This window comes from Saccharothrix sp. NPDC042600 (genome assembly GCF_040647305.1).
Lineage (GTDB): Bacteria > Actinomycetota > Actinomycetes > Mycobacteriales > Pseudonocardiaceae > Actinosynnema > Actinosynnema mutabilis.
This window is the reverse complement of sequence record NZ_JBEZBW010000118.1, coordinates 1-23,370: the sequence shown is the minus strand read 5'-3', so window position 1 is coordinate 23,370 and position 23,370 is coordinate 1. Positions and strand designations below refer to the sequence as shown.

Annotated in this window: 15 protein-coding genes and 1 pseudogene; 9 read left to right on the top strand and 7 right to left on the bottom strand. The window is 72.2% G+C overall.

Features of this window, described 5'->3' with window-relative positions; all coding sequences use genetic code 11:
* Window positions 1-153 precede the first annotated feature (153 nt).
* Window positions 154-1,179, bottom strand: a pseudogene (locus AB0A74_RS37605) (MFS transporter); the annotation flags it as partial.
* Window positions 1,180-1,241: 62 nt separating this feature from the next.
* Window positions 1,242-1,838 carry a TetR/AcrR family transcriptional regulator gene (locus tag AB0A74_RS37600; RefSeq protein WP_358257231.1) on the bottom strand — a complete coding sequence of 199 codons (597 nt, stop codon included), beginning with the start codon at window positions 1,836-1,838 and terminating at the stop codon, window positions 1,242-1,244.
* Between the two features lie 87 nt (window positions 1,839-1,925).
* Between AB0A74_RS37600 and AB0A74_RS37595 the strand changes: the two genes are divergently transcribed.
* Window positions 1,926-2,468, top strand: coding sequence for a peroxidase-related enzyme (locus AB0A74_RS37595; protein ID WP_358257229.1), 543 nt, complete (start codon window positions 1,926-1,928; stop codon window positions 2,466-2,468).
* Between the two features lie 23 nt (window positions 2,469-2,491).
* On the opposite strand, the gene AB0A74_RS37590 is transcribed toward AB0A74_RS37595, so the two are convergent.
* A complete protein-coding gene (locus AB0A74_RS37590; protein ID WP_358257227.1) occupies window positions 2,492-5,023 on the bottom strand; it encodes a phosphocholine-specific phospholipase C in 2,532 nt (843 codons plus the stop codon).
* Between the two features lie 111 nt (window positions 5,024-5,134).
* Window positions 5,135-5,821: a GNAT family N-acetyltransferase gene (locus tag AB0A74_RS37585; RefSeq protein ID WP_358257226.1), complete on the bottom strand. Its 687-nt coding sequence runs from the start codon at window positions 5,819-5,821 to the stop codon at window positions 5,135-5,137.
* 137 nt (window positions 5,822-5,958) lie between these two features.
* Between AB0A74_RS37585 and AB0A74_RS37580 the strand changes: the two genes are divergently transcribed.
* On the top strand, window positions 5,959-6,930 hold the full coding sequence (locus tag AB0A74_RS37580; protein WP_358257224.1) for a magnesium transporter CorA family protein: 972 nt from the start codon (window positions 5,959-5,961) through the stop codon (window positions 6,928-6,930).
* On the opposite strand, the gene AB0A74_RS37575 is transcribed toward AB0A74_RS37580, so the two are convergent.
* Window positions 6,908-7,279, bottom strand: coding sequence for a PGPGW domain-containing protein (locus AB0A74_RS37575; protein WP_358257232.1), 372 nt, complete (start codon window positions 7,277-7,279; stop codon window positions 6,908-6,910). The genes AB0A74_RS37580 and AB0A74_RS37575 overlap by 23 nt on opposite strands.
* A 212-nt stretch (window positions 7,280-7,491) precedes the next feature.
* Between AB0A74_RS37575 and AB0A74_RS37570 the strand changes: the two genes are divergently transcribed.
* From AB0A74_RS37570 to AB0A74_RS37550, 5 genes are all read left to right on the top strand, one after another.
* On the top strand, window positions 7,492-8,418 hold the full coding sequence (locus tag AB0A74_RS37570; protein WP_358257222.1) for an ABC transporter permease: 927 nt from the start codon (window positions 7,492-7,494) through the stop codon (window positions 8,416-8,418).
* Window positions 8,418-9,413 carry an ABC transporter permease gene (locus AB0A74_RS37565; RefSeq protein WP_358257220.1) on the top strand — a complete coding sequence of 332 codons (996 nt, stop codon included), beginning with the start codon at window positions 8,418-8,420 and terminating at the stop codon, window positions 9,411-9,413. The genes AB0A74_RS37570 and AB0A74_RS37565 overlap by 1 nt, the downstream gene beginning before the upstream one ends.
* A gap of 22 nt (window positions 9,414-9,435) precedes the next feature.
* Window positions 9,436-11,106, top strand: coding sequence for an ABC transporter substrate-binding protein (locus AB0A74_RS37560; RefSeq protein WP_358257218.1), 1,671 nt, complete (start codon window positions 9,436-9,438; stop codon window positions 11,104-11,106).
* On the top strand, window positions 11,103-12,737 hold the full coding sequence (locus AB0A74_RS37555) for an ABC transporter ATP-binding protein (protein WP_358257216.1): 1,635 nt from the start codon (window positions 11,103-11,105) through the stop codon (window positions 12,735-12,737). The genes AB0A74_RS37560 and AB0A74_RS37555 overlap by 4 nt, the downstream gene beginning before the upstream one ends.
* 762 nt (window positions 12,738-13,499) lie before the next feature.
* Window positions 13,500-14,045, top strand: a complete 546-nt coding sequence (locus tag AB0A74_RS37550) for a DinB family protein (protein ID WP_358257214.1) — start codon at window positions 13,500-13,502, stop codon at window positions 14,043-14,045.
* A 16-nt stretch (window positions 14,046-14,061) separates the two neighbouring features.
* On the opposite strand, the gene AB0A74_RS37545 is transcribed toward AB0A74_RS37550, so the two are convergent.
* Entirely contained in the window at window positions 14,062-15,636 is a 1,575-nt protein-coding gene (locus tag AB0A74_RS37545; protein WP_358257212.1) for a hypothetical protein, read from the bottom strand.
* A 169-nt stretch (window positions 15,637-15,805) separates the two neighbouring features.
* On the opposite strand from AB0A74_RS37545, the gene AB0A74_RS37540 reads away from it, so the two are divergent.
* Entirely contained in the window at window positions 15,806-17,020 is a 1,215-nt protein-coding gene (locus AB0A74_RS37540) for an MFS transporter (RefSeq protein ID WP_358257211.1), read from the top strand.
* On the opposite strand, the gene AB0A74_RS37535 is transcribed toward AB0A74_RS37540, so the two are convergent.
* Window positions 17,017-19,779 carry a DUF4082 domain-containing protein gene (locus AB0A74_RS37535; RefSeq protein ID WP_358257210.1) on the bottom strand — a complete coding sequence of 921 codons (2,763 nt, stop codon included), beginning with the start codon at window positions 19,777-19,779 and terminating at the stop codon, window positions 17,017-17,019. The genes AB0A74_RS37540 and AB0A74_RS37535 overlap by 4 nt on opposite strands.
* A gap of 387 nt (window positions 19,780-20,166) precedes the next feature.
* Here AB0A74_RS37535 and AB0A74_RS37530 point away from each other — a divergent pair, with 387 nt between their 5' ends.
* The gene (locus tag AB0A74_RS37530; protein ID WP_358257209.1) at window positions 20,167-23,211 is read left to right on the top strand and encodes a discoidin domain-containing protein; all 3,045 of its coding nucleotides are present in this window, start codon (window positions 20,167-20,169) and stop codon (window positions 23,209-23,211) included.
* Window positions 23,212-23,370 lie beyond the last annotated feature (159 nt).

Genomic DNA, 23,370 nt, shown 5'->3' with positions numbered 1-23,370 from the left:
GCCTGCGGCGCGCTGTCGGGCTTCCACTCGCTGGTCGCCTCCGGCACGACGCCGAAGCTGATCCAGAAGGAGTCGCAGGTCCGGCTCATCGGCCATCGCCGCGCCCAGCCACAGCGGCGCGCGCAGGCCGAACGCCGTGATCAGCAGGCCGCCGACGGACGAGCCGATGATGATCCCGAGCGTGATGAACGACGTGTGCACGGTGTTCACCAGCGACCGCGCGTTGCCGGCCCGCTGCACGCGGGTCGCCATCGCCGGGTTCATGGTCACGCCGACCAGGCCGATCCCCAGCATGGCCGCGACCGCCGGCGCCTTCGCGTCCGCCAGCAGGGCGAAACCGGCGAGGAACACGGTGTTGAGCGCCAACCCGACGACGAGGACGGGCAGGGTGTGGCGGTCGGCGAGCCGGCCCACGACCGTGTTGCCGACGAGGGTGGCCGCGCCGTACGCGATGAGCAACCACGGCACGGTGCCGGTGGCGAACCCCGTGACCTGGGTCAGGATCGGGTTGAAGTAGCTGAACGCGGAGAAGGTCGCGCCGATCACCAGCGTGCTGGTGGACAACACCCGCCACAGCTTCGGGCGGCGGAAGACGGTCAGTTCCTCCCTGAGGTCGCCGCCGTCGCGGGCGCGGTCCACGTCCGGCACGCCGAGCGCGGTCGCGATCGCCGCCAGCACGGCGATGCCGGTGATCACCCAGAACGCGGCGCGCCAGCCGTGGTGCTCGCCGATCAGCGTGGAGAACGGCAGCCCCAGCAGGGTGCCCAGCATCAGGCCGTTGAGCGCGACGGCGACCGCCCGGCCGCTCACCTCCGGCCGCGTGAGCTGGAAGCACAACGTGATCGCGACGCCGAAGAACGCCTGCGTGGTGACGCCGGTGAGCACCCGGGCGACCACCATGACGGCGTAGGTGGGCGCGGCGGCGGCCAGGGCGTTGCCCAGCACGAACACCGCGAACAACACCATGAGCGCCCGCTTCGGGCGCAGCCGCATCAGGGCGACGGCCAGCACCGGGCCGCCGAACGTCATCGCGACGGCGAACGCGGTGATCAGGTAGCCGATCTGCGGGATGGTGGCGTCGAGCCCGGCGGCCATCTGCGGCATCAGGCCGGCGACGACGAACTCGCTGGTCACCATGGCGAAGACGCCGATGGCGACGACGTAGACGGCACGTGGCACGGTTCCCCCATTTTGGATTGATCAGTACAAAATTCGGGCAGCCCGAAGGAGTCGGCGCGCGGTCAGGCGACCAGGGCGTCCAGCGCGGTCGCGGCGATGCCCGCCAGCACGTCCCGGCCCGCGCCGGACCGCCCCGCGACCCGGATGCCGGCGACGACCGAGTTGAGGAAGCGGGCCACCTGGTCGGCGTCGCGGGTCGCGCGGATCTCGCCGTCGCGCTGGCCCTGGGCGATCACGGCCCGCAGCGCGGCCATCCGGCGGTCCTGGTCGCGCTCGATCAGGCGGGCGGTCCCGGGGTCGGCGCCGCCCAGCTCCACGACCGTGTTCACGGTCAGGCACCCGATGCCCCGGTCGCCGCGCCGGTTCTCCTCCTCCCCGGCCAGGAGCAGGTCGAACAACGCGCGGATGCGTTCCAGCGGGGCCTTCGCGGGGTCTTCCAGGACTTCGAGCTGGCGGGCGGTCATCGCCTCCAGGTAGCGGGTGAGCGCGCGGGTGAACAGCTCGTGCTTGCTGGTGAAGGTGTTGTAGATGCTGCTGCGACCCAGACCCGTGGCGTCGCAGAGGTCCTGGGTCGAGGTGGCGTGGTAGCCGTTGACCCAGAACGCGCGCATGGCGGCGTCCAGGGCGCGCTCCTCGTCGAAGTTCTTCGGTCGGGCCACGCCCGTGACGCTAGCAGTTCTGAAACGTTCGGTCCAATACTGGGGTTGAGCACCAATTCAGCACCGGAACGCCGTTACCGTTCCCCCATGGCACACATCGACTTGGGTCTGGACGAGACCCGGCAGCCGGGCATCATCGGCCTCATGGCGTACCGACCGGAGACCGGCGCCGCGCTCGGCGCGCTGGCCGAGGTGCTGCTGCGCGCCCCGAACACCCTGTCGCCGGGCGAGCGCGAGCTGATCGCGGCGCACGTGTCGGGGCTGAACGAGTGCACGTTCTGCCACAACTCCCACGCCGCCTTCGCCGCCGCCCAGTTGGACGAGGGCATGGACCTGGTGGAGCAGGTGTGCGCGAACCCGGCGACGGCCGCCATCCCGGCCAAGCTGCGGGCGTTGCTGCGGATCGCCGAGGCGGTCCAGGAGTCGGGGCGCAAGGTGACCGGCGACCTGGTCGACGCCGCCCGCGCCGAGGGGGCGACCGACGTGGAGATCCACGACACGGTCCTCATCGCGGCGGCGTTCTGCATGTTCAACCGGTACGTGGACGGCCTGGGCACGCTCGCCCCCGAGGACCGGTCGGCCTACCAGGCTTCGGTGACCCGCATCCTGACCCAGGGCTACGTCGGCTGAGGCGACCCGCCCGGCGGACCCGGTCACCAGCCCAGCGGGACCACCTCGGCGGCCGACGTCCACGGGCCTCGGCCGCCGGCTTCGGTCAGGGCGCGCAGGCGGACGTGGCGGGTCGTGGTCGGCCACAGGCGGACCGTCTTGGGGGTGGCGTCGTCGGCGAACGCGCCCGTTGCCACCGGCGTGCCCCAGGTCGCGCCGTCCGCGCTGACGTACAGCTCGTAGCGGCCGACCCGGCCGTTCGCGCCACCGTCCTGGCGGGGCAGGTACGTGACGCCGGTCAGGGTGCGCGGCGCGCCCAGGTCGAGGTGGATCTCGTGCGGCAGCGGGTCGGGGGTGCCGGACCACCTGGTGTGCCAGTGGGTGTTCGGCTTGCCGTCGGCGGCGTTGGCGCCGGCGCCGTTCTCGCCGGAGGTCTCCTGGCTGTCCACGAACTTCACGGTGCGCGGCAGCGGGGCGGAGCCCATCACCGGGTCGGTGGTGCTCTCCGCGCCGGTCTCGACGTGGCCCGCGAAGCGGCGGGCGAACCCGTCCGGGCCGGTCACCGCCAGGTCGTACCAGCCGTTCATGCCGCCGCCGACGGAGAACCAGTCCTCCTTCGTCGCACCGGGGTCCACGGTGTAGGTCCACGGGCCGCCACCGCGGTTGACCGCGGTCACGGTCAGCGTGCACGCCTTGCCGCCGGTGTTGGTCATGGTCAGCCACACCCGGCCGCCGTCCTCGCGCAGCCCCACCTCGGGGTTCGGGTTGCCGGCCGTGGTCGCGGCGACGCGGTTGCCGGCGAAGCGGCGCAGGAAACCGTTCGGCCCGACCACGTTCAGGTCGTAGGCGCCGGTGGGCGTGCCGGCCTGCCAGTAGTCCGACAGGGTCTTGCCCGCCTCGACCGTGTACCGCCACGGGCCGTCGGTGCGGAACGCGTTGGCGTAGACGTAGAAGTGCGCGCCGGCGGCGCCGGTGTTGGCGAAGTCGATCCAGAACTTGTCCGCGGCGACCCGGCCCGACGCGGTCAGGCGGTACGGCAGCGGACGCGCCACCTTGACGCCCGCCTCCTGCACGGGCATCACCTGCACCGCCGGGGGCGTCGGCGAGGTCGGGCGCGGACCGTCCGTGGGCACGGGCGTCGGCAGGACCGGGTAGGGCGCGGTGGCCGTGGTGGTGTCCAGGGCCGAGGTCAGGTCCCCGCACACCGCCCGCCGCCACGGCGAGATGTTCGGCTCGGCCACGCCGGTCCACTTCTCCAGCAGCCGCAGCACCGACGTGTGGTCGAACACCTCCGAGCACACCTTGCCGCCGCGGCTCCACGGCGACACGACCAGCATGGGCACCCGTTGGCCCAGGCCGATCGGGGCGCCGAGGTAGATCTCGTCGGTGGCGGCCACCGTGGACAGACCGTCCGAAGTGGACACCGGTGGCGCGGGTTGCGGGATGTGGTCGAAGAACCCGTCGTTCTCGTCGTAGTTGAGCATAAACACCGTCCTGTTCCACACCTCGGGCTTGGACGCCAGCGCGTCGAGCACCTGCTTGACCAGCTCGGCGCCGGTGTTGGGCCCCCAGTCCGGGTGCTCGCTCTGCGACTCGGGCGCGACCACCCACGACACGGCCGGCAGCCGGCCCGCGTCCACGTCGGCCTTGAACGCCGCCGCCAGCCGACCCGGCCGTTCCCGCGCCAGGCCGCGGTCGTAGAGCGAGCGCTCGGCGGCGGTCAGGGTCGCCAGGCCTTGGTCCAACTGGGCGAGCAGCTCGGCCTGCCGGGCCGCGGACGCCGAGGACAGGGCGTAGTAGAAGTACTCCAGCTTGGTGTACGGCTTGCCCGCCGAGTCCTTGGTCAGCGCCAAGGCCTTGCGGCCCACGGCGAGGAAGGACGCGAAGTAGTCCAGCGAGTTGTCGCCGTAGTTGTCCCACTCCTGGTAGACCCGCCACGACTGGCCGGCGGCCTGGAGGCGTTCGGCGTAGGTGGTCCAGGTGTAGCCGGTGTGGCCCGGGTTCTGCCAACTGTCGTTGCCGATGGCCCGTTTGGTGGTGCCGGGTTCGTAGCCGATCGTGCCGGAGAACAGGTAGAACCGGTTCGGGTTGGTGGGGCCCGCCTCGGAGCAGTGGTAGGCGTCGCAGAGGGTGAAGGCGTCGGCCAGGGCGTGGTAGAACGGCAGCGCGGCGCGGTCCAGGTAGGTCATGGTCCGCACGCCCTTCTGCGGGATCCACTGGTCGTGGCGGCCGTTGTTCCAGGCGGCGTGGCCGTCCGACCAGCCGTGCGGGGTGCCGGCCATGAACTCGTCGTCCACGCGGTAGGGCAGCACGTGCCCGGCGCCGTTGGGCTGGCGGAACACCGGGTTGCCGTTGGGCAGGCGGATCGCGGTGGGGTCGTTGAACCCGCGCACGCCGCGCAGGGTGCCGAAGTAGTGGTCCAGGGACCGGTTCTCCTGCATGAAGACCACGACGTGGCCGATGGTCTCCAGCCCGCCGGTCGGCGCTTCGGCGGCGAGGGCGCGGCGCAGGCTCTCGGGCAGCAGGGCGAGCCCGGAACCGGCAGCCGCCGCCTTGAGCAGGTCACGACGCTTCATGCACATCTCCTCGTCCAAGCGCAGGGCGGCGCGGGGCGATGCTGGATGCGCGAAGTTAAGCAGAAGTGACGTTTAGCGAGCAATAGTGGACAAGTGGGTGTCAATCACCAGTCAGGCGACCTCCGCGAGCGGCACCCGCAGCGACAGGAACCGCGACCGGCGGCGCAACCGGAAGCCCAGCGACTCGTACAGCCGGATGGCGCCGGTGTTGTCCGCCGAGGCGTGCAGGAGGGGCGTCTCGCCGCGCTCGCGGATGCCGTGGGCGACCGCCCGCACCAGCCGCGTGGCCAGCCCCCGGCCCCGGTGGGCGTCGTCGGTGCACACCGCGCTGATCTCGGTCCAGCCCGGCGGGCGCATGCGTTCACCGGCCATCGCGACCAACCGTCCCCCGCGCCGGATGCCCAGGTAGGTGCCCAACTCGACGGTGCGCGGCCGGAACGGTCCCGGCCGGGTGCGTGCGACCAGCGCGAGCATCTCCGGCACGTCGGCGGCCGTCAGGCGCACGGCTTCGGAGTCGGGGGCGGCGTCCACGCCGTCGTCGACCAACTGCACCCCTTCACCGCGCCACTCCACCTCCCACCCGGGCGGCGGCTCCAGGTCCAGGTTGGTGACCGCGATCGACCCGCCCGGCCCGACCAGCGCGGCGATGTCCGCCCAGACGCGGTCGTCGGGCTCGGGTGGCAGCGCCAGGAACGGCGCGACGTCCGGCAGGTACCGCACCACCCGCCCGTGCCACTCGGCGAAACGGGCGTGGGCGTTGTTCAGCGATTCCCACGCCGGGAAGTCCAGTGGTGACATGCGGCCCTCCGTAGTTCGCAAACGGCCGAATCATCCGTTCGCGCGCACGGCCTTGTCCACCGCTCCCACATCCTGAACGGACGCCGAGCGCCGTGTCCACTGTGGACCACGCGCGCCGCGCCGCTACCGTGGGACGCATGCCGCGCACCCGCCTGTACCGCCACGGCGTCCTGACCGCCGAGGACTTCCCGATCACCGAGTCCGCCGCCCACCTGCGGGACCCGGACGCGGTCGTGTGGCTGGACCTGTGCGGCCCCTCGCAGCGCGAACTGGCCGCCCTCGCCGACGAACTGGACCTGCACGAACTCGCCGTCGAGGACGCCCTGCACCCGCACGAACGCCCCAAACTGCACGAATACGACACCCACTGCTTCCTGTCCGCCTACGCCGTCCGCCTGGACGAGCGGTCCGGGCGGCTGGTCACCTCGGAGCTGGCCGCGTTCCTCACCGAACGCGCGCTGGTGACCGTGCGGCCCGACGACAGCTTCGACGTGGACGCCCTCACCGCCCGCTGGGACCGGTCGGCGCACCTGGCCGGCAACGGCGTCGGGTTCCTCGCCCACGGCCTGCTCGACAGCGTCGTGGACAGCCACTTCGAGGCCGTGCAGGCGCTGGACGAGCACATCGAGGCGCTGGAGGACCTGGTCTTCGCCGACCAGCCGAACGAGCGCGAGGTGCAGCGCCGCGCCCTGGCCCTGCGCAAGTCCCTGGTGACGCTGCGCCGGGTCGTGCTGCCCATGCGCGAGGTCGTCAACGCCCTGATGCGCCGTGACCACTCGGTGGTGGACGAGACGATGTTCCCGTACTACCAGGACGTCTACGACCACGTGCTGCGCGCGTCGGAGTGGACCGAGTCCCTGCGCGAGATGGTCGCCACGATCCGCGAGACCCAGCTCAACATCCAGGGCAACCGGCTGAACCTGATCATGAAGAAGGTCACCGGGTGGGCCGCGATCATCGCCGTGCCGACGGCCATCACCGGCTTCTACGGCCAGAACGTGCCGTACCCGGGGTCGGAGCAGTCGTGGGGGTTCTGGGTGTCCACCACCGCGATCGTGCTGCTCTCCGGCGGGCTCTACGCGTTGTTCAAGCGCCGCGATTGGCTCTGACCCGGAGGTAGCTCCACACCACCAGCCCCCAGACGACCACCCCGGACAGGATCAGGCTCGACCCGGTGCTCCAGCCGCCCAGCGGCAGGTCGTCGCGCACGCCCCACAGCACGCCCAGCCCGACCAGCACCGCGCCGCCCAGGACGGTCGCGACGATCCGCCACGGCGACGACACGCTCTCCTCGGCGGTCTTCATCGCCCGGTCGCGGACGGGATCGACGTACCGCTCCAGCGCGGGGAACTCGGCGGCCAGGACCAGCAGGCCGGCGAGCACCAGCAACAGGCCGGGACCGGGCAGGACCAGCAGCGCGATGCCGACCAGCAGCACCACCGCGCCGACGATCGTCATCGTCACCCGCCTGACCGTGCCGGCCACGCCACCACTCCTCCCGCCGCCTGGACCCAGTATCCGTCGGGCGGCGTGATCCCGCGCGCGCACTACGGGAACGCGCGGCGATCAAGACCGTGTTCGGTCACAATCCCACCAGATGAGAGCTGGTCCGCGCCGATTCCCCAGCTCCTAGGGTGATCGGCGTTCCGCTTCCCCGAGGTCAGGTGTGCGTGTCCGTTCCCTTCTCCCCCAACGCTTCGCGGTCCCCGTGGTCCGCCGTCCGGGCCGTCCTGCGGCACGACCGGTGGGCGCTCGCGGGCGCCGTGGCGATCGTCGCGCTCGCGCTGCTCGCGCTCGGCGCGGACCTGTGGACCGCGATCGAGGGCCAGGACCCCTACACCTACCGCACCGAGGCGCTGGACAAGGACACCGGCGGCCCCGCGGGGCCCCTGGGCGGGGTGAGCGGCGACCACTGGTTCGGCGTCGAGCCGCTGACCGGGCGCGACCTGTTCGCCATCGTCGCGCACGGCGCGCGCACGTCGTTCCTCGTCGGTCTGGCCGCGACCGCCGTGTCGGTGCTGGTCGGCGTCGTGCTGGGCGCGGCGGCCGGGTACCTGGGCGGCGCGCTGGACCGGGTGGTGACGTGGACCGCGGACGTGCTGCTCGGGTTCCCCTACCTGGTCTTCATGATCGCCCTGGCCGCCGTGGTGCCGGCGGAGGTGCCGCGGCCGTTGCTGCTGATCGCGGTGATCGGGTTCTTCGGCTGGCCGTCGATCGCCCGGATCGTGCGGTCGCAGACGTTGACGTTGCGCGCCAGGGGTTTCGTGTCCGCCGCCCGCTCGCTGGGCGCGGGGCCGGCGCACGTGTTCCGGCACGAGCTGCTGCCCAACCTGTGGGGACCGATCATCGTGGTGGCGACGCTGTCCATCCCCGGCAAGATCGGCCTGGAGGCGGCGTTGTCCTTCCTGGGCCTGGGCATCCCGCCGCCGACCCCGAGCTGGGGCCGCACGATCAGCCTCGCGATCGACTGGGTGGCCACGGACCCGATGTTCCTGGTCTTCCCCGGCGCGGCGCTGTTCCTGGCCACGTGGGCGTTCAACGTCCTGGGCGACGGGCTGCGCGACGCGCTGGACCCGCGGACGGCGGTGCGGCCCTGATGCGCGCCACCAGGTTCGTCGCGGTGCGCCTGGCCGGAGCCGTCGTCGTGCTGTTCCTGGTCGCGTTGAGCACCTACGCCGTGTTCTACCTCGTGCCCGCCGACCCCGCCCTCCAGGCCTGCGGCCGGCCGTGCACCGAGCAGAACCTCGCGCTGGCCCGGGAGTTCATGGGCTTCGGCGACCCGTGGTGGCGGCAGTTCCTGGACTTCGCGGGCGGCATCGTCACCGGCCGCACGTTCGGCTCCGGCCCCACCGCGATCACCTGCGACGCGCCGTGCTTCGGCTACTCGTTCCAGCAGAACACCGACGTCATCACGCTGATCGGCGAACGGCTGCCGGTGACGTTCTCGCTCGCGCTCGGCGCGGCCGTGCTGTGGCTGGTGACCGGGGTCGGCGCGGGCGTGCTGGCCGCGCTGCGCCGGGGCACCGGGTGGGACCGGGCGGCGCTGGCGGCGTCGGTGGCCGGGGTGTCCGCGCCGGTGTACCTCGTGGGGCTGCTCGGCATCCTGCTCTTCGGGTTCACGCTGGACGTGGTGCCGGTCGGCGGGTACGTCGAGTTCACCGCCGGCCCTTTGGACTGGGCGTGGCGGCTGGTCCTGCCGTGGTCGGTCCTCGCGTTCTCGCACGCCGCCGTCTACACCCGCCTGACCCGCGCGCAGATGCTCGACACGCTGGGCGAGGACTACGTCCGCACCGCCCGCGCCAAGGGCCTGACCGAGCGGAAGGTCGTCGGGAAGCACGCGCTGCGCAACGTGCTGCTGCCCGTCGTCACCGTGTTCGGCGTCGATCTCGGCACCCTGCTCGGCGGCGCGGTGATCACCGAGCGCGTGTTCGGCCTGCCCGGCCTGGGCGCGCTGCTCATCGACGCGGTGGGCCTGCGCGACCTGCCGCTGCTGCTGGGCTGCACCCTGTTCGCCGCCTTCCTCATCGTCACGGCCAACGTCGTGGTGGACCTGTGCTACGGCGTGCTCGACCCCCGAGCCCGCCTGTCCTGAAAACCACTGGGAGAACAGAGAAATGAGCAGACGCCGCGTGGCCGTCGCCGTCCTGGCGAGCGCCCTGGCCCTGTCCGCGTGCGGCGCCAACGACAAGCCGCGGGGCAGCGCCGACAACACCGCCGCGCGCGGTGGCACGTTGCGCATCCTGTCCGACGGGCAGACGGTGAACTACGACCCGGCCAAGAGCTCCAGCCTGGCGATCACCTCGCTGGGCCTGGTGCACCGGCGGCTCACCGCGTGGCACAACAAGCCCGGCGAGCCCGCCAAGGTCGTGCCCGACCTCGCCGACACCGGCAAGACCGACGACGGCGGCAAGACGTGGACGTTCACGCTCCAGGAGGGCCTGAAGTTCAGCGACGGCACGCCGATCACGTCCGAGGACGTGAAGTGGGGCGTGCAGCGGTCGTTCGCGCCCGCGTTCTCCGGCGGTCTGGGCTACCACAAGCAGCTCATCGAGGGCGGCGACGGCTACCGCGGGCCGTTCGAGGGCGCGGAGCTGAAGGGCGTCGAGACGCCGGACGCCCGCACGATCAAGTTCACGCTGGTGCGCCCGTACGGCGACTGGCCGTGGGTGGTCAGCACGCCCGCGTTCGCGCCGGTGCCCAAGGGCAAGGGCGCGGAGGCCGACTACACCGAGCACCCGGTGGCCTCGGGTCCCTACCAGCTCGCCAAGTACCAGAAGGGCGTCGAGGCGCGGTTGACCCGCAACCCGAACTGGGACGCGGCCAAGGACACCGTGCGGGCCGCGTTGCCGGACGAGATCGTGTTCCAGCTCGGCCAGGACGCCTCGGTGATCTCGCAGCGGTTGGCGGCGGACGCCGGTGACGACAAGTCGGCGTTCGGCGCGTCGTTCGTGTCGGCGGCGCAGTTGGCGCAGCTGGCCGGCAACGGTTCCGCGAAGGAGCGGGTCGTCACGTCGAAGTCCGGCGCGCTGGCGTACCTGGCGTTGAACAACGAGAAAGCGCCGCTGAACAACCCCAAGGTGCGCGAGGCGTTCCAGTACGCGGTGGACAAGGCGGCGTTCCAGATCGCGTCCGCGGGGACGGCGGCGCTCGCAGGTGACGTGGCCACGACGCTGATCACCGAGGGCATCACCGGGCGGGAGAAGTTCGACCTGTACCCGGCGCAGCCGTCCGGCGACCCGGAGAAGGCGAAGAAGTTGTTGGCCGAGGCGGGTTTCCCCACCGGTCTGTCCGGTTTGGACTTCGTGGTGTCCACGTCGAACAACGGTCCGGACAAGGCGCAGGCGATCCAGGCGGGGCTGGCGCGGGCCGGCATCCAGACGACCATCCGGACGCTGGACGGTGACGCCTACACCGAGGAGACCAGCGGCGCGGCGGCGGCGAAGTTCGACCTGACGCTGGCGTCGTGGCAGCCGGACTTCCCCAGCGCCAACGCCAACATCCAGCCGCTGTTCGCGTCCTCGGAGATCGGTGGCGGCGGCTACAACCTGTCCCGCTACCGCAACGCCGACGTGGACCGCTTGATCGGCGAGGCGCAGGCCACCATCGACCCGGCCGAGGCGGGCCGCAAGTGGGGCGCGCTGGACAAGAAGATCCTGCAGGACTCCCCCGTCGTGCCGCTGATCTACACGCGCAACTCGTTCCTGCGCGGGTCGAAGGTGGCGAACCTGTTCATCGCGGACTTCCCGGCCTACCCGAACTACCTCCAGGTCGGTCTGACGAAGTGAACGAGCCGTTGCTGGCGCTGCGCGACGTGACGGTCTCGTTCGCCGGCCGCCCGGTGGTCAGGGACGTGACGCTGTCCCTGGCCGCCGGGGAGGTCCTGGCGGTGGTGGGCGAGTCCGGGTCGGGCAAGACCGTGACCGCGCTGTCGTTGCTGGGGTTGCTGCCGGGTGGCGCGGTGGTGTCGGGCAGCGCGGTGCTGGACGGGCGGGACCTGTACCGGATGGGCCCGGCGGAGTTGCGGGCGGTGCGGGGCGGGCGGGTCGGTGTGGTCTTCCAGGAGCCGATGAGCGCGCTGAACCCGGTGTTCACCATCGGGGACCAGTTGGTGGAGGCGGTGCGCGCCCACCGGCCGTGGGGCCGTGCCCGAGCGCGGGCGCGGGCCGTGGAGTTGCTGCGGTTGGTCGGGTTGCCCGAGCGGAGGTTGCGGGCGTATCCGCACGAGTTGTCCGGCGGGCAGTTGCAGCGGGTCGTGATCGCGATGGCCGTGGCGTGCGAGCCGGCGCTGCTGATCGCCGACGAGCCCACGACCGCCCTCGACGTGACCGTGCAGGCCGAGATCATCGAACTGCTGCGCGACCTGCGGGACCGGTTGAACGTCGCCATCCTGCTGATCACGCACGACATGGGTGTGGTGGCGTCGCTGGCTGACCGGGTGGCCGTGATGAAGGACGGGGAGGTGGTGGAGGAGGGCGCCGTCGAGCCGCTCTTCGCCACTCCACAACATCCTTACACGCGGTCGCTCCTGTCGGCGGTCGTCTCGCTGACTCCGGCACTTGAGCCGGCCCGTGTGGTGGACGCTCCTCCTGCGCTGGTGGTCGAGGACTTGACCGTCGTGTACGGCGGCCGTTTCGGCCTCTCGGGGGTGCGGGCGGTGGACGGCGTGAGCCTGCACGTGTCGCCCGGCGAGGTGCTGGGCCTGGTGGGCGAGTCGGGGTCGGGCAAGAGCACGATCGCTTCGGTGATCACGGGCTTGCGCGCTCCGACGTCCGGCAGGGTCACGCTGGCCGGTCGCGACCTGAGCCGCCTGGGCAGGCGGGAGCGGCGTGCGGTGCGGGGCCGCGTGGGGGTGGTCTTCCAGGACCCGGCGTCGTCCCTGAACCCGAGGGCGACGGTGGGCCGTACTCTGGCGGAGCCTTTCCTGCTGCACCCCAGGGATGTGGATGTGCCGTCGCGGGTGGCGGAGTTGCTGGAGTTGGTGCACCTCCCGGCGGACACGCGGGACCGGTACCCGCATGAGTTGTCGGGTGGGCAGCGGCAGCGGGTGGGTATCGCGCGGGCGCTGGCGCTGGACCCGGCGCTGTTGATCGCGGACGAGCCGACGAGCGCGCTGGACGTGTCGGTGCAGGCGAGGATCCTGGACCTGCTGGTGTCGCTGCAGGCTGAGCTGAACTTCGCGTGCCTGTTCATCAGCCACGACTTGGCGGTGGTGCAGCGCTTGGCCGACCGGGTGGCGGTCCTGAAGGACGGCCGCCTGGTGGAACAGGGTCCGACTGGTGCGGTGCTGACCCAGCCCAGCCACCCGTACACGAGACGCCTGCTGGCGGCAGCTCCCGTGGCCGACCCGGTGGAGCAACGCGCCAGACAATCCAGGCGACGAGCCCTCACCCCCCATCCCCAACCGTCCACTTCCTGACCGCACCCAACCGCCGGCCGTGGTAGACAGGTCTCCGGACAACAAAACACCTGGTCAGCGGCCTTGCTCGGGGCGCGGCGGAAGATCACCCTTTCGTGTGATCGCATTCCAAGCCCCTTTTCGCCGACTCGCGCGTCCCGGTAATTGAGGAACGGGGCGGGCGGCCGACGGGCACGAGCGGCCGGCCGGGGCGCGTGCGGGCGGGCCGTCGGGAGGCGGGCGGGCCGTCGGAGGTCGCGGGGCGGGCCACAGGTTCGGTGCGCTGCGCCCCGTGAGCTGGGCCTGCGGGCTGGGTTGGACTGGGCGCGCGACGCGAGCAGGGTGCCCGGCGTGGCCGCGGGCTGGGCGGGTGGCGCGTGAAGCGCGGGCTAGGCGGGTGGCCGGCGTGCGCGCGAACCGGAGGGCTTCGGTGGGTGGCCTCGGGTGGGGGTTTGTGGGTCGCGCGGAGCCGTGGGCCGGGTGGCGGGCCGTGGGTCCGCGCGACCGGTGCGGGGTGGTCTGGTTCGGCGCCTGGAAGTGGTCGCCGTCCGGGAGTCGACCTGGTGCCCCGCTGCCCGGCGACCGAGGTGGCGGGAGGTGTCGGGAGACCCTGTTCTCCGCACTGGGTCGCCGACCTCGGGTTGCCGGGGGACTTGTCGCGACGGCGGTGTCGTGGTGTCAGGATGACGGTAGGGCGGGGGTGGGGTCCGGTTCAACGGTGTCCAGGGAGTGGAAAGTGTTGACGTGACGGGGGTTTCAGCGCTTGCGTGTGATGATTGGGGGGTGAGTGGGGTGCGGCGGCGGGTTGAGGTCTTCCAGGTGGGTGGGGCTGACTCGCGGATGGCGGGGCCCACTACCGGGGATGAGCGGGCCCTGTTGGTGGGGATGTTGGCCGATCAGCGGGTCACGCTTGAGATGAAGTGTGCCGGGCTGGGTCCGTCGTTGGCGTTGCGCTCGGTCGAGCCGTCCAGCTTGTCGTTGTTGGGGCTGGTGCGGCACCTGGCCGATGTGGAGCGGCGGTGGTTCCGGCGGGTGCTTGCCGGGTGGGATGTGCTGCCGCGGTTCTCCTCCGAGGCTGAGCCCGACGGGGATTTCGATGGCGCGCGAGGGGACGGGGTGGACGAGGCTTGGGCTGCCTGGCGGGAGGAAGTCGCGTTCGCCGAAGGGTTCGTGCGGGACGCGCCTGATCTTGACGTCGAAGGGGTCGACGGGTGGCGCGGCGTGGTCTCGTTGCGGTGGGTGTTGGTGCACATGATCGAGGAGTACGCGAGGCACAACGGGCATGCCGATTTGCTGCGTGAGCGGATCGACGGGGCTGTGGGGTTGTGACGGGCGAGGCGGAGGGCTAGTCGCGGACCAGCTTGGGCGTTGGGCCAAAGGTCAGGGACAGGTGCAGCGGGTGCACGCCCCAGTGGTCCATCGCGTACATCGCCAGCAGGCCGCCGGCCTCGACGGTCTCCGGGGACGCCGGGCTGTTCATCGACGGGTTCCCTTGCCAGACCGGCACTTCCGGGCCCGGCACGGGTGCGGTCTGCACCACCGAGATCCGCTGGCCGTCGAACTCCTGGACCACCATGAGGACGTACGGCTCGCTGAGGATGTCCGTGTTCGCCGCCCGCTCGACAGCCACGTACTCGCCGCGCTCCGCCGCCGCCGCGTTCACCCTGCCGACCCACCTGAACGCCTCGGCCAACGTCTCCGCCGTCAACGCCTCGTGCGCCTCCTGCCCGCCGACGGGCTCCAGCCTGACGATCTCCGCCGGAACGCCGCCGTCGTCACCGCGGAACCGCGAGAACAGGGTCAACGTCCCGGACTCGCGCTCCAAGCCCACGATGTCGCGGAACCTGTTCTCCGCCAACGGCGTCCGGGCGAGGACGCCGTGCCCCAGCCTGCCCAGCACCGCGTTCGGGTCGGGCATCCGCCAGAACGTGCACTCGCCGTCGATCCACAGCGGCAGGTAGCCCGCCATCGGGATGCCGGGCACGACGGTGGTGATGGTGGACCCCACGGCCGGGACCGGCTTGGCGAGCACCGTCGTGACGGACTGCTCCGCGGTGGGCACCGGCGTCGCCGGGCGCGCGTCGGGACCGGAGGGCGCGAAGCCGGCCGGGGCGTCCTTGAGGTGGACGGTCGGGGACTCGGCCGGGCGGGTTGTGATCACCCTCGTCGGGCCTTCCGAGGCTCGGGCCGTGGGGGCTTCCGACGACGGCGAGGGGGACGAAGGCATGACCATCGTGGGAGATTCGAGAGGGGTGGGGGTGGCGGCTGGCGGAGTGGGGGTGGCGGCCGCCGGAGTGGGGGTGGCGGCCGGCGGGGTGGGAGTGGCGGCCGGAGTGGGGTGGAAGGGGGGTAGGGCGGCGAAGCGGGGGTCCACCTGGGCGGTGCGGATGATGTGGTGGGCCCATGCCCTGACGCGGGTCAGCGGGTGGTCCGGGAATTCCGTGTCCCACCTCGGGTCGTCGCCGGCGTGGTACGGGAGGCGGCCCTGCGACTGCGGCGCGTAGGGATGGGGTTGCACCCAGCGGTCGAAGCCCAGGCGGGCCATCAGAACGGCCTCGCGGGCCCCGGTCATGCCCCGCTCGGCCGCCTGCAGCTTCAACACGGCACTGCACGTCGCCCGCGGCACCGTCAGGGAGGCGATGAACACCTGACCGGTCGGCTGGTTCGGCAGCGGCACCTTCACCACCTGGAACAACGCCGGCACCCCGCCCAACGGCACGACGTGCGCCTCGATCAGGCACCCCACCTCACCGGTGGTCACGGCCAGGTCGTGCCGCAACCTCGCCGGGTCCTCCAACGGCGCGGGCAGGTCCGGCACCAGGTCGAAGTACGTCAGGCTCACCTGGTCCCCCGTCGCCGGGTGGAACCACGTGCTCTGGTCGTGCTGCCGGAAGCCGGTCGTGTCGAATGCGATGGGCACGGCGCAAACCCTATTGCCCATCCCCGCTCCAAGCGTGGATTAACGGGCACGCCGCTGTGAGTGACTGCACGTCGGGACGCACCCGAACGGCCGATAGAATCGTTTCAGTAGCTAACCATCGGTCGCGGTCAGCGTGGACGCGGGACACCTGACGAGGAGCGCAACCGCAATGACGGTCACGGCGACGCCGCCCGCCCGCACGAGGGGCACCACCGCCGCGATGGGCGCGTTGGCGCTCGGCGGCTTCGGCATCGGCACCACCGAGTTCGCCACCATGGGCCTGCTGCCGCAGGTGGCGGACACCTTCGACATCTCCATCCCCACCGCCGGCCACGCCATCAGCCTGTACGCGCTGGGCGTCGTCGTCGGCGCGCCGCTGATCGCCGGCCTGGCCGCCCGCCTGCCCCGCAAGGGCCTGCTCATCGGGCTCACCATCGCCCTGGCGGTCGGCAACGCCCTGTCGGCGCTCGCGCCCTCGACGGCGGCCCTGCTGATCGCCCGGTTCGTCGCCGGACTGCCGCACGGCGCGTACTTCGGCATCGCCGCCGTGGTGGCCGCGGCGCTCGTGCCGCCGGAGCGGCGGGGCACCGCCGTCGCCCGCGTGATGGTCGGTCTGACGCTGGCCAACCTGGTCGGCGTGCCGCTGGCCACCGCCGCCGGGCAACAGATCGGGTGGCGCACGGCGTACCTGGCGGTCGCGGTGATCGCGACCGTCACAGCCCTCGCCCTCGCCAGATGGTTGCCGCACATGCCTGCGCCACATGATGCGACCATCCGAGCGGAGCTGCGGGCGTTCCGGCGTCCACAGGTGTGGTTCGCGCTGGTCACGGGCATGATCGGGTTCGGCGGCATGTTCGCCGTCTACTCCTACATCTCCCCCGTCACCACCGAGGTCACCGGGTTGCCGGACGCGGCGGTGCCGTGGGTGCTCGCCGCGTTCGGCCTGGGCATGACGCTCGGCGCGACGCTGGGCGGCCGGTTCGTGGACCGCTCGGTGTCCGGGTCGGTGTTCGGGTCGTTGATCGCGGTGACGGCGGTGCTGGCGCTGTTCGGGCTGACCGCGCACGTGCCCGTGGCGGCGTTCGGGACGGTGCTGCTCCTCGGGTTCGTGACGCAGGTGCTCGCGTCGGCGTTGCAGGTGCGGCTGATGGACGCGTCGCCCGACGCGCCCTCGCTGGCGTCCTCCTCCAACCACTCGGCGCTGAACATCGCGAACGGGGCCGGGGCGTGGCTGGGCGGCCTGGCGATCGCGTGGGGGTGGGGGTACACGGCCACGGCGTGGGTCGGGGTGGCGTTGAGCCTGGCCGGACTCGGGGTGGCGGCCCTCGCAACACTGGTGCCGACCAACACCGGGCCGACCAGGACCCGGCCAGGCAGGGCCTAGCTCGACGCGGTGGTGAAGGTCCAGGTCAGGGTCGGCGCCGGGTTGCCGGTCTCGTCCGAGGCGGCGGCGGTGGCGGTGTGTCGCGAATTCCCGGCGAGAGGAGCCGTGGGGGTCCAGATCACCGTGTGACCGTCCGGCGTGCGGGTCAGGGTGCCGGGGACGGGCGTTCCGGCGGCGTTCAGCACGGTGAAGGTGGTCGCGCTCGTGTCCATCGGCTCGTCGTAGGTGGCGGTCAGCGGGGCCGACGGGTCCACCTCCTGGGCTTCCGACAGCGGGGTGTGGCCCTGGACGCTCGGCGCGGTCCGGTCGCCGCTGAACATGTAGGTCACGTCCACCCAGTAGTTGTTGCCCTGGTGCACCGTGGCCGGGAAGCCGCCGCCCACCGCGTAGACGCCGTTCGGCGTGTCCCACGCGTTGCGCGGCGCGGTCAGCGGCGGCGACGTCACGGCCTGGGACTGGAAATACTCGTGGTCCACCGAGTAGTGGCCGTGCGGCGCGGTGTACGAGGCGACGTAGGTGGTGCCGGCTCGGACCGGGACCGGGGTGGTGAAGGACAGCGTCTGCCAACCCGTCGCCGTCTCGTCGGCGAACGTGCCGGTGGCCAGGAGGGTGCCGGACGACGACCACAGCGAACCGGTGTGCGTGCCAGTGTTCCCGGCACCCTTGTAGAACTTCACGCCGGTGATGTGACCGTTGTACGCGACCTTGAGACGGATACCCAGCTCATAAGAACCGTTGTCAGCGGCCGAAGTGACCGTGGGAACCGTGGCCGCACTGAAGAGGGAACACGGGCACACCGGCGTCGAGTCGGTGGTGATGGGCCACGTCGTCGTGGGCGAGGCGTTGCCGTTCACGTCGGCGGCGATGGCGGTGACGGTGTAGCGGGTGCCCGGGGCCAGGGGTGCCGTCGGACGCCACGTGATGGTCCTCTGGTCGTCCGACAGGGTCGTCGTGCCGTGCAGGGCCGCGCCGGCCGGGTCGGTCAGCCACACCCGTGGGGACGCCGGGTCCATGGGTTCGTTGTAGGTCAGGGAAACCACGCCGGACTGCGGGACGGTCTCGGACTCGGGCGCGCGGGACTCCAGGACGGGCGCGGTGGTGTCGCCGTTGAGGCCGTTGCGGTAGACCACGTCCACCCAGTAGTTCGAGCGGTGGTAGGTGTCCGACGGGAAGCCGCCGCCGTACCGGTACACGCCGTTGGGGCCGTCCGTCCCGTACGCCAGGGCGCGGATGGGGCCGTAACCGGCTTCCCGGGCGAAGAAGTCGGGTGTGACGGCGTAGCGGCCGTTCGGCGCGAAGTACGACACGACGTAAGTGGTGTTCGCCTGCACGCTCACCGGGTTCAGGAACGTCAGCGTCTGCCACCCGGTCGTCGTCTCGTCGGTGAAGGTGCCGGTCGCCAGCAGCAGGCCCGTGGCCGACCAGAACGAGCCGGTGTGCGTGCCGGTGTTGCCCGGTCCCTTGTAGAACCGCACGCCCAGCACCTCGCCCCGCCCGGCGAACCGGACCTTGGCGCCCAGCTCGACCGGAGCGGTGTCGGCGGTGGCGGGTTCGGCGGGGCGGGTGAAGTCGTCCCACACGGTGCACGGGCACGTCGCCGCGCGCGGGCGGCCCGTGGTGAACACCCAGTTGTGCGGCGGGGCCTGGTTGCCGGAGGCGTCGTCGGCGCGGGCCGTGGCGGTGTAGGCGGTGCCCGGGGCCAGGCCGGTCGCGGGGACGAAGCGCACGATCGTGCCGGTCACGGAGGTGGTGCCGGGCACCGGGCCGGTCGGGCCGGTCACGGTCAGCGTCGCCGTGGCCGGGTCCACGACCTCGTCGAACGTCGCGCTGACGACCTGGCCGAGCGGGACGCTGCCCGCGCCGGCGGACGGGTCGGTCGCGGTCGGCTCGGGCGCGCGGGTGTCCGCGCCGGGTTCGGGCGCCCACAGCACGTCCACCCAGTAGTTCGTGTTGCGCGAGCCCCTGCTCGGGAAGCCCGGACCGGTGCGGAACACGCCGTTGGCGCCCTCCACGCCGCCACGCGGGCCGGTCAGCGGTTCGAGGTGGCGCGCGGAGTCGGTGAAGTAGTCGGTGTCGGCGGAGAAGTGGCCGGTGGGCGACAGGTACGACACGACGTGCGTGGTGTCCGCCGGGACGGCGACCGGCCGCGCGAACACGAGCGTCTGCCAGCCTTCGGCGGTCTCGTCGCGGAACGTGCCGGTCGCGAGCAGGCCGCCGGACGCCGTCCACAGGCTGCCGGTGTGGGTGCCGCTGTTGTTCGGGCCCTTGTAGAAGCGGACGCCGCGCACGTAACCGTCCGACGCGGCCCGCCACCGCACGCCCAGCTCCACCGCCGCGCCGTCGGACACGTCCGGTACCCGCGGTCGGTCGGCGTCGGTCCACAGGCCGCACGGGCAGACCCGCGGGGCGACGGCGGCGGTCGCCGAGGCGGTGGAGACGGCGCCGGTGGCGTCGTAGGCGCGGACGCGCAGTTCGGCCGGGCCGGACGTGGTCGGGGTGAACGCGTGCCGCCACTGCCCCGCGTGCAGCGACGCGGAGTGCCAGCGCGCGCCGCCGTCGGTGGAGACCTCGACCGCGGTCGCGTCCGCCGTGCCGCCGAACTGGTAGCTCGTGCCGACCACCGCGCCGCCCGGGACGTCGGTGAACGCGACCGCCGGCGCGGCCATGGCCGGCGCGGGGTGCCCGACGAGGAGGGCGGTCAGCAGCAGCAGGACCGGCAGCCACGTGGTCCCGCGCCGGGCCGCACCGGACAGCGCCATGGTTTCCCGCCTTCCCGCCGGGACTCCCCGGCTGTTCCACGCCGCCCATCGGCCGCCGCCCGGCCCCCGTTACCGGCCTACCGGCGGAAAACCGTTGCCCTACAAGGCGTTGCGCCATCCGTCCGCGCCCGCACGTCCCACCCCGGCGTCGGCCGTACGGCCGTGCCGTGCCGCCGTGCGGGTGAGGGCTTACCGGGATCCGCGCTGGTCCGCGCCCCGCGCCCCGAGGAGTGCGGGGAACGCCGAATTGCGGTAACCGACGACCTGGGCCGGGACGGCGCCCGTCCCGGCCCGAAACCGGTTCCGCGCGACCTTGACGGGGCCGGGTGGGCGGCGGTTCGCTGAGTGGGAGCGCTCTCCCACTCGCCCGTCCCGCCTGGAGTCGCCATGGCCGCGCGCCCGAGATCACTCCTGACCGCTCTCCTCGCCGCACTCCTGCTCACCACGCTGTGCACCGCCACCGGCGCTCGGGCGCAGGCGGAAGCGCTGCTCTCGCAAGGGAAACCGACCACGGCGTCATCCGTGGAGAACGCCGGCACGCCCGCGTCCGCGGCCACCGACGGCAACACCGGGACGCGGTGGTCCAGCGCGTTCAGCGACCCCCAGTGGCTCCAGGTGGACCTCGGCGCGCCGGCCGTGCTCAGCCGCGTGGCGTTGCAGTGGGAAAGCGCTTACGCCAGCGCGTTCCGCATCGAGACCTCGCCGGACGCGGCCACGTGGACCACCGTGCACACGACGACCGGTGGCACGGGCGGCAGCCAGGACCTCGCCGTGTCGGGCACCGGCCGGTACGTCCGCCTGGTCGGCACCACGCGGGCGACCGGCTGGGGCTATTCACTGTGGGAGTTCCGCGTCTACGGGACCTCCGCGCCGGACACAGGCACCCCGATCTCGCAGTACAAGCAGGTCACCGCGTCGACGTGGGAGGGCGGCAACGCCCCCGCCGCCGCGCTGGACGGCCGCACCACGACCCGCTGGTCCAGCCAGTTCGCCGACAACCAGTGGCTGCGCGTGGACTTCGGCGGCGTCGCGACGGTCCGCGAGGTGTTGCTGGTGTGGGAGGGCGCGTACGCGTCGGCCTACCGGATCGAGCTGAGCGGCGACGGCACCACCTGGACCACCGCCTACAGCACGACCACCGCGAGGGGCGGCACCGAACGGCTCACCGTCCAGGGCACGGGTCGTTACCTCAGGTTGTTCGGCGTCACGCGCGCGACGGGGTACGGGATCTCCCTGTGGGAGTTGCAGGTCTTCGGCACGGTGGACACCTCTGCCACCACTCCCCCGCTGCTGTCGCCGCCGACCAAGGCGCCCGCCAACACGGGCCGGTTCGCGCTGACCGCCCCGGCCGACAACGCCATGGTCACCTCGACGCGTCGCCCGGCGTTCTCGTGGGCCGCGGTGCCGGGCGCGACGCGCTACCAGGTGTGGCTCAACCTCAGCCGCACCGACTACGACTTCACCGCGTCGGGCAACCTGATCGACCTCTACACGAAGGTCGCGGAACCCACTGGCACCACTTATACCCCGACATGGGACATCGCCGACCGGTGGACCTACAAGTGGTTCGTCGTGGCCGTGGACGGGTCTGGCGGCACGCAGGCGTCCGTGATCCGCACGTTCAGCCTGTACCTGCCGCAGTTGTCCACGGTTGAGGACGGCACCAGGATCGTCAACGGCAGCCGTGACCTGAACAAGAACGGCGCGATCGAGCCGTACGAGGACTGGCGGCGGCCGGTCGAGGCGCGGGTGGAGGACCTGCTCGGGCGCATGACGGCCGAGGAGAAGGCCTTCCAGATGTTCTACAACGCCCAGGCGTTCCCCAGGGCGGGGTGGCACTTCGGGCCCGCCGAGGCGCAGGACCTGCACAACGCGTTGCTGGCGTCGTCGGGGACCAGGCTGGGCATCCCGTTCGTGTCGGCGGGCGACACCATCGCCGGGTACAAGACCACCTACCCGTTGCAGAGCGCGCTGGCGGCGGCCAAGAACTACCCGCTGGACTACCGGTTGGGCGACATGCAGCGCCGCGAGCAGCTGGAGGTCGGGACGCGCGGCGTGCTCGGGCCGTTGGCCGAGGTCGGCACGAAGGTGATCTACCCGCGCATCCAGGAGGGCAACGGCGAGAACGCCGACGTGGCGGCGGCGCAGGTGCGGGCGCTGGTCGCCGGGTTGCAGGGCGGTCCGGAGCTGAACCCGGCGTCGGTGCTGGCGACGGTGAAGCACTGGCCCGGCGAGGGCGCGGGCGGCGAGGCGCTGATCGTGTTCGACGAGGTGACGATCAAGTACCACCTGCTGCCGTTCCGGGCGGCGATGGAGGCCGGCGCGGTGAACATCATGCCGGGGTACGCGGGCAGTTCGCTGCTGGACCCGGGCGGTCCGGGCGCGGGCGACAGCGCGAAGATCCTGGCCTACCTGCGGCAGAACCTCGGCTACACCGGGCTGATCACGACCGACTGGCTGCCGTCGGGGTCGTGGATCGGCGCGGCCAACGCCGGGTCGGACGTGATGGGCGGGGCGGACCCCGGCGCGGCCGGGTTCTCGTTGGCGCAGTTCACGGCCGGGGTGCCGGCGGCGCGGATCGACGACGCCGTGCGGCGGGTGCTGCGGCTGAAGTTCAAGCTGGGGATCTTCGAGAACCCGTACGGGGACCCGGTGAACGGGCCGTACCGGTTCCACAAGCCGGAGTACGCGGCGCTGGCGAACCAGGCGTCGCGGGAGGCGATGACGGTGCTGCGCAACGACGGTGTGCTGCCGGTGCGGCTCAACGCCGGGGACAACATCGTGGTCGCCGGGCCGCGGGCGGCGGACACCGCCGGGTGCTGCATCTGGACCAGCTACTTCCACCAGGAGTACGGGTCGCAGACGATCCTGGACGCGGTGCGGTCGCGGGCGGCCCGGGTCGGGGTGAACGTGCACCAGGACAGCGGGCCTTCGCCGAAGCTGGCGGTGGTGGCGGTCGGGGAGGCGTCGTACACGCACGCCACCGCGTGGGCGAAGGAGCAGCCTTACCTGCCGGCGGACCAGTTGGCGCTGATCCGGGGGTTCCGGGCGCAGGGGGTGCCGGTGGTCGTCGTGCTGGTGATGCCGCGGCCTTATGTGATCACCGAGTGGCACGAGTTGGCGAGTGCGATCGTGGTGCCGTACCGGGGTGGTGAGGAGATGGGGCCGGCGACCGCTTCGCTGTTGTTCGGCGACTACGCGCCGAGCGGGAAGCTGCCTTGGCAGTTGCCGCGGGCGTTGTCGGACGTGTTGCGGCCGGGCGGGACGGATGTTCCGGCGGACACGGTCGAGCACTGGGACCTGCCGTACGACCTGGGGGCCACGGCGGGGCAGCGGGCGGAGATCCGGGGGCACATCGATGCCGGGCGGTCGGTGCCCACGGGGTACGGGAGTCCGTTGTACCCGTACGGGGCCGGGTTGAGCGGGTGGTGAGGGGGTTGGGCCGGTGACGGGCTCGCGCGGGTCCCGCCGGGGCGGGGCTCGCGCGGGCTTGACCGGCGGGCGGCGCGTGGCGGCGGATGGGATTGCGCGGGTCGCGGCGGCTGGATTTCGCGCGGCGGGCGAAGGGCGGCGGGTGGCGGGGGCTGCCGG